The following is a 5,617-nucleotide window of genomic DNA, read 5'->3' on the forward strand; positions in this document are numbered from 1 at the left end:
GATTCGGCGGCCCTGGTCGACAGCCCCGAGCATGCGGCCGGCTGGGCGATGTTCTCCGATCCGCGCCTGGCCCTGGCGGTGGCGCGCGGCTCCGGCCCGGCCGTGGCCCAGCTCGGCGCCATCGCCCGCCAGGCCGGCACGCCGGTCAGCCTGCACGGCACGGGCGGCGCCTGGATGGTGGCCGCCGCCGACGCCGACCCGGCGCGGCTGAAGGCGGTCGTCTATCACTCGCTCGACCGCAAGGTCTGCAACACGCTCAATGTCTGCGCCATCGTGCGCGAGGCCGCGCCGACGCTGGTCCCGGCCTTCCTCGAGGCGCTCGACCTGGCCGGCGAGCGGCGCAAGGGCGTCAAACTGCACGTGGTCGAGGGCGGCGAAACCGCCCTGCCCGATGCCTGGCGCCAGGCCCGCGTCGTGGTCGGCCGCGCCGAAGGGCCGGTCGAGGAACCCAAGGTCGAGCTGCTGGCGCAAAGCCGGCTCGGCCAGGAATGGGAGTGGGAGGAGACGCCGGAGCTGGCCCTGGTGCTGGTGGACTCGGTGGACGAGGCCGTGGCGCTCTTCAACCGCTACAGCCCGCAGTTCGCCGCCACCCTGATCTCGCAGGACGACGCTGCGCACGAGCGGTTCTATGCGAGCGTGAATGCGCCCTTCGTGGGCGACGGCTTCACCCGCTGGGTCGACGGCCAGTTCGCCCTCAGCCGCCCTGAGCTCGGCCTCTCCAACTGGGAGAACGGCCGGCTGTTCGCCCGCGGCGGGGTGCTGTCGGGGGACGGGGTGTTCACCGTCCGCGCCCGCGTGCGCCAGAGCGACCGCAACATCGACCGCAACCCCGCCTCGGCCAAGACGCTTTGACCGCGAAAGACGCCCCAGGGAACGCGCATGTGGTTCGCGGGCGCGGCTAGGCGCCGGCCCGTCGCCGGCCGCCCTGCGGCCCTTCGTCTCGGCTTCACCCTGGAGCCGGGCATGCGCGTCGGCCTCTATGGCGGCTCGTTCAATCCAGCCCACGAGGGCCATGCCCACGTCGCCGAGACCGCGCGGCGCCGGCTGGGCCTGGACCGGGTGATCTGGCTGGTCTCCCCGCAGAACCCGCTGAAATCCAGCCACGAGACCGCACCGCTGGCCGAGCGGATGGCCGGGGCGCGCAAGGTGGCGCGCGGACGCAGCATGATCGTCAGCGACGCCGAGACGCGGTTCGGCTCGCAATACACCGTCGACACCCTGCGGGCCTTGAAGGCGCGGTTTCCGGGCGTGCAGTTCGTCTGGATCATGGGCGCCGACAGCCTGGCCAGCTTCCACCGCTGGCGCGGCTGGACCCAGATCATGGCCGAGGTTCCGGTCGCCGTGGTCTCGCGCCCCTGGATCTCGCTCAAGAGCCGTTCCTCGCCCGCCGCGCGCCGGTTCGCCGCCGCCCGCGCGCCGATCCAGGAGGCCAGGCTGCTGCCCGCAAGCGACCCGCCGCGCTGGGTGTTCCTGACCGGGCCGCTGAATTTCCAGTCCTCCACCCTGCTGCGCGAACGCATGGGCGGAGGCCACGGCTGACGAGTTGGCGACGGCGGGCTGACCAAAGCCCCCATCCGTGCTATGGCTGCTCCAGCGAGGCAACAAAGGAGCGACCCCGCTGAGCCCTGACCCTGCGCCTAGCGCGCACGAAGCCCCGGTTCCCGCGGCTTCCACCGACCCCGAGGCGAGTATCACCGCCCTGGGAGATTTGATCCTGCAACGCCTGGACGACGACAAGGCGCAGGACGTGGTTTTCATCGACCTGAAAGGCAAGAGCGCCGTGGCCGACGCCCTGATCGTGGCGTCCGGGCGTTCGCACCGTCATGTCGGCGCCATGGCCGATCACCTGCTGCGCGCGCTGAAGGAGCACGGCCACGGCAAGGCGCGGGTCGAGGGCCTGCCGCATTGCGACTGGGTGCTGATCGACACCGGCGACGTGATCATCCACCTGTTCCGTCCCGAGGTGCGCCAGTTCTACAACATCGAGAAGATCTGGTCGGTCGACGCCCCGCACCGGACGCAGGCGAGCTGACAGTCCTCTAGCTCCTCCCCCTCCGGGGGAGGTGGATCGGCGCTCGCGCCGAGACAGAGGGGGCCTGCGGCGCAAATCAAAGTCCCCCTCAGTCGGCCTTACGGCCGACAGCTCCCCCAGAGGGGGAGCATCTGTTTGACGGCGACAGCATGAAGATCACCCTCCTCGCCATCGGACGGCTGGCCCGCTCGCCGGAAGTCGAGCTGGTGAAGCTCTATGTCGACCGAGCGACGGCCGCCGGGCGGGCGCTGGGGCTCGGGCCGGTCGAGGTGGTCGAGGTCGAAGCCAGGAAGCCCGGTAAGGCGGCCGAGGCCGAGGTGCTGCGCCCACACCTGGAAGGCGCGCATGTCATCGCCTGCGACGAGCACGGGGCCGCCCGGCCCTCGCGCGCCTTCGCCGCCGAGATCGGCCGGTTGCGCGACGACGGCGTGCGGCGGCTGGTGTTCGTGATCGGCGGCGCCGACGGGCTCGATCCGTCGCTGCTGGCCGCCGCCCATGGCAAGCTGGCCTTCGGGCCGCAGACCTGGCCGCACGCCCTGGCCCGCGCCATGCTGGCCGAGCAGGTCTATCGCGCCGTCACCATTCTGGCCGGCGGCCCCTATCACCGCGATTGAGGACGATGCGGCGGCGGAGTATCGCTGGACCATGATCCGCCGCGGCCTTCTCCTGCCTGTAGGCGCCGCTCTGGGCGCCAGCCTGGCCGCGGGCGCGCTCGCCTATGCGGCCAGCGACACCCAGATGCGGCTGGAGCGGCTGAACGTGCGCGAGACTACGCTGAACGCCGAGCAGGGCCGCAACCTGAACCGCATGGCGCGGCTGCTGACGGCGCTGGCCCAGTTCCGCCGCGATCCGCCGCCGGCCCTGCTGGTCAGCCCAGGCGACGCCACCGACGCGGTACGCGCGGCGATCCTGGTCAAGGCGATCACGCCCGAACTGGAGAAACGCGCCAAGGCCTACGCCGCCCAGGCCGCCGACATCGCCCGGCAGAGGCGCCTGGCCGCCGTGGCCAGCGAGGCCCTGTTCACCAGCGATTCCGAACTGGCCGAGCGGCGCGAGCGGCTGGAGGCCACGCCGCCGGGCGCCTTGCGGATCGAGGAAGGCCCAACCACACCGCCGGCCGCCCTGCGCGCGCCGGTCCAGGGCGCCCTGTTGCGCCGGTTCGGAGAGCCTCTGCCCGGCGGCGGCGAGGCGACAGGCCTGACCTATGACGCGGCGCATGGCGCGCAGGTGGCCGCGCCGGGCGGCGGGCTGGTGCAATATGTAGGGCCTGTTAAGGGCTGGGGGGTCATCCTGATCCTGCGGCTGACCGGCGGCTATCACCTGGTGCTGGCCGGCCTCGACCGGGCGAGCGTCGAGACCGGCCGATCGGTGGCGGCCGGCGCGCCCATCGGCTGGATGCCGGGCGACAAGGACGCCCCGTCCGAGCTCTATCTGGAGGTCCGCGAACGCGGGTCGCCCGTCGATCCGGCGAGATGGCTGGACAGGCCGGCGGATTAGGTCGAACCATTTCCGCCGAATTTGGCGTGGAACGTGGTTCTGGAATGTTCCGGAGCGGCGCCGTCCCGCCGCAAGGGAGGCTCAAGGGCCTGATATGCGTAAGTATCTTCTGATCGGGGTTTCGGCCTTCGTGCTCGGCGCCGGCTCCATGGCCTATGTGAGCCAGCAGGCGCTCGCCTCGGCCCAGGCGCCCAAGGCCAAGACCTACAAGATGCTCGAACTGTTCGGCGACGTGGTGGACACGGTCGAGCGGCAGTACGTGACCGAGGTCGACGATCAGAAGCTGATCGAGGCGGCGATCGACGGGATGCTGACCTCGCTGGACCCGCACTCGGGCTATCTGAACCCCGACAGCTTCGACGACATGCGCGACCAGACGCGCGGTGAATACGGCGGACTGGGCATAGAGGTCACCAGCGAAGAAGGCGTGGTCAAGGTGATCTCGCCGATGGACGACACGCCCGCCGCCCGCGCCGGCATCAAGGCGGGCGACTTCATCACCGCGGTGAACGGCGAGAGCGTGCTGGGCCTGTCGGTCAACGAGGCGGTCAAGCAGATGCGCGGCAAGCCGGGCGAAGCCGTCACCCTGACCATCGCCCGCGAGAAGACCGATCCCTTCGACGTGAAGGTGGTGCGCGAGGTCATCAAGCCGAAATCGGCCACCGCTAAGATGGAAGGCGACTACGGCTATCTGCGCGTCTCGGCCTTCAACGAGAAGACCACCGAGGAGGCCCGCGCCGCCCTGGCCGACCTGCGCGCCAAGAACCCGAAGATGAAGGGCCTGGTGCTCGACCTGCGCAACAATCCGGGCGGGTTGCTGGACCAGGCGGTCGGCATTTCCGACATGTTCCTGGAAGGGGGCGAGATCGTCTCGCAGCGCGGGCGCGATCCGCGCGACATCGAACGCTACAACGCCCGGCCGGGCGACGACGCCGGCGGGCTGCCGATGGTGGTGCTGGTGAACTCCGGCTCGGCCTCGGCCGCCGAGATCGTGGCCGGCGCCCTGCAGGACCGCAAGCGGGCCGAGGTGGTGGGGCTGACCACCTTCGGCAAGGGCTCGGTGCAGACCGTCATCCCGCTGCGCGGCGGCATGGACGGGGCGCTGAAGCTGACGACGGCGCGCTACTACACCCCGTCCGGCCGCTCGATCCAGAAGACCGGCATCGAGCCGGACCTGGAGGTCGCCGAGACCCGCGACCAGGCCCAGCGGATCGCCAACCGGGCGTTCCAGTTCTCCGAAGCCTCGTTCCGCAACGCGCTGAACGCCGAGGAGGGCAAGGCCCGCCGCGGCGCCCACGTGCCGGCCGAGGCGCCGCCCGAGGGCTTCGACGAGCAGAAGGGCGACTTCCAGCTCGCCCGCGCCAAGGATGTGCTGAAGTACGGCTCGGTCGCGGCGACCCCGAAACTGCCCAAGCCGGAGCCGAAGATGGCCGCCGTGGTTCCGCCCAAGGCGGCGTTGCCGACCGCGACGCTCGAAAAGCCGGCGCCGGAAAAGAAATAGGGAATCCAGGGCGTGGCGGCCGCCGTCACGCCCTCTCCAACTCCCTTGCGTGGGGGTTAACGGGCCGGCGCGGACGTTCACTGTATAAGTCGTTTGTTAACCATGTTTGCGGAGGTTCCAATGCTGGAACGTTCCGCGACCATGGCCATGTTTTCGAAAAAGCAGTTTGCGACCGCAACACCGGCGCCCGCGCCGGCCTCCCCGCTCCCCGACCGGGCGATGCAGGCCCTGACCAATCCCTATGTCGGCGCCGGCGCGGCGGCCGGCCTGCTGTTGCTGACGGTGGCCGCCCTGATCGCGCTGATCGGCGATCCGAGGGCCAGCACCCCGGTCGTGCGGCTGTCGCTGGCCAAGATCAGCGCCGGCCCGACCCCGGAGGGCTGGCGCGAAGGGCTGAGCCGCGACGGCCAGCCGACCGTCACCGAGGACATCTTCCAGCTTTCGGAGGCCCCGATCGGGGCGATGGGCGAGGCGACCATCACCGTCCAGGGCGCGCGGCCGTTCCACGCCGCCGGCCCGCTGGCCCCCGCGCCGCTGGCCGGCTTCCACGCCCAGGGTCCGAACGGGCCGCTGCCGATCATCGCGGC

5 protein-coding genes and 2 pseudogenes are annotated in these 5,617 nt (G+C 71.0%); all 7 read left to right on the forward strand.

Features of this window, described 5'->3' with window-relative positions:
• Positions 1-852, forward strand: a pseudogene (locus tag ACE3TL_RS16425) (glutamate-5-semialdehyde dehydrogenase); the annotation flags it as partial.
• Between the two features lie 27 nt (positions 853-879).
• Positions 880-1,539, forward strand: a complete 660-nt coding sequence (locus tag ACE3TL_RS16430) for a nicotinate-nucleotide adenylyltransferase (RefSeq protein ID WP_374579741.1) — start codon at positions 880-882, stop codon at positions 1,537-1,539.
• 79 nt (positions 1,540-1,618) lie between these two features.
• Complete coding sequence (gene rsfS, locus ACE3TL_RS16435) at positions 1,619-2,032, forward strand: ribosome silencing factor (protein ID WP_374534356.1); 414 nt, start codon at positions 1,619-1,621, stop codon at positions 2,030-2,032.
• Positions 2,033-2,181: 149 nt separating this feature from the next.
• Complete coding sequence (gene rlmH, locus ACE3TL_RS16440; RefSeq protein ID WP_374579742.1) at positions 2,182-2,646, forward strand: 23S rRNA (pseudouridine(1915)-N(3))-methyltransferase RlmH; 465 nt, start codon at positions 2,182-2,184, stop codon at positions 2,644-2,646.
• A 31-nt stretch (positions 2,647-2,677) separates the two neighbouring features.
• Positions 2,678-3,529: a murein hydrolase activator EnvC gene (locus ACE3TL_RS16445; protein ID WP_374579743.1), complete on the forward strand. Its 852-nt coding sequence runs from the start codon at positions 2,678-2,680 to the stop codon at positions 3,527-3,529.
• Between the two features lie 94 nt (positions 3,530-3,623).
• Positions 3,624-5,030 carry a S41 family peptidase gene (locus ACE3TL_RS16450; protein WP_374579744.1) on the forward strand — a complete coding sequence of 469 codons (1,407 nt, stop codon included), beginning with the start codon at positions 3,624-3,626 and terminating at the stop codon, positions 5,028-5,030.
• Between the two features lie 120 nt (positions 5,031-5,150).
• Positions 5,151-5,617, forward strand: a pseudogene (locus ACE3TL_RS16455) (divergent polysaccharide deacetylase family protein); the annotation flags it as partial.

The organism is Phenylobacterium sp. (genome assembly GCF_041920015.1).
Taxonomy (GTDB): domain Bacteria; phylum Pseudomonadota; class Alphaproteobacteria; order Caulobacterales; family Caulobacteraceae; genus Phenylobacterium.

Bases quoted from the DNA above. Each gene is read 5' to 3' on its own strand.
- ACE3TL_RS16430 (WP_374579741.1), top strand. From the start codon at position 880: ATGTGGTTCGCGGGCGCGGCTAGGCGCCGGCCCGTCGCCGGCCGCCCT.
- rlmH (WP_374579742.1), top strand. From the start codon at position 2,182: ATGAAGATCACCCTCCTCGCCATCGGACGGCTGGCCCGCTCGCCGGAA.
- ACE3TL_RS16445 (WP_374579743.1), top strand. From the start codon at position 2,678: ATGATCCGCCGCGGCCTTCTCCTGCCTGTAGGCGCCGCTCTGGGCGCC.
- ACE3TL_RS16450 (WP_374579744.1), top strand. From the start codon at position 3,624: ATGCGTAAGTATCTTCTGATCGGGGTTTCGGCCTTCGTGCTCGGCGCC.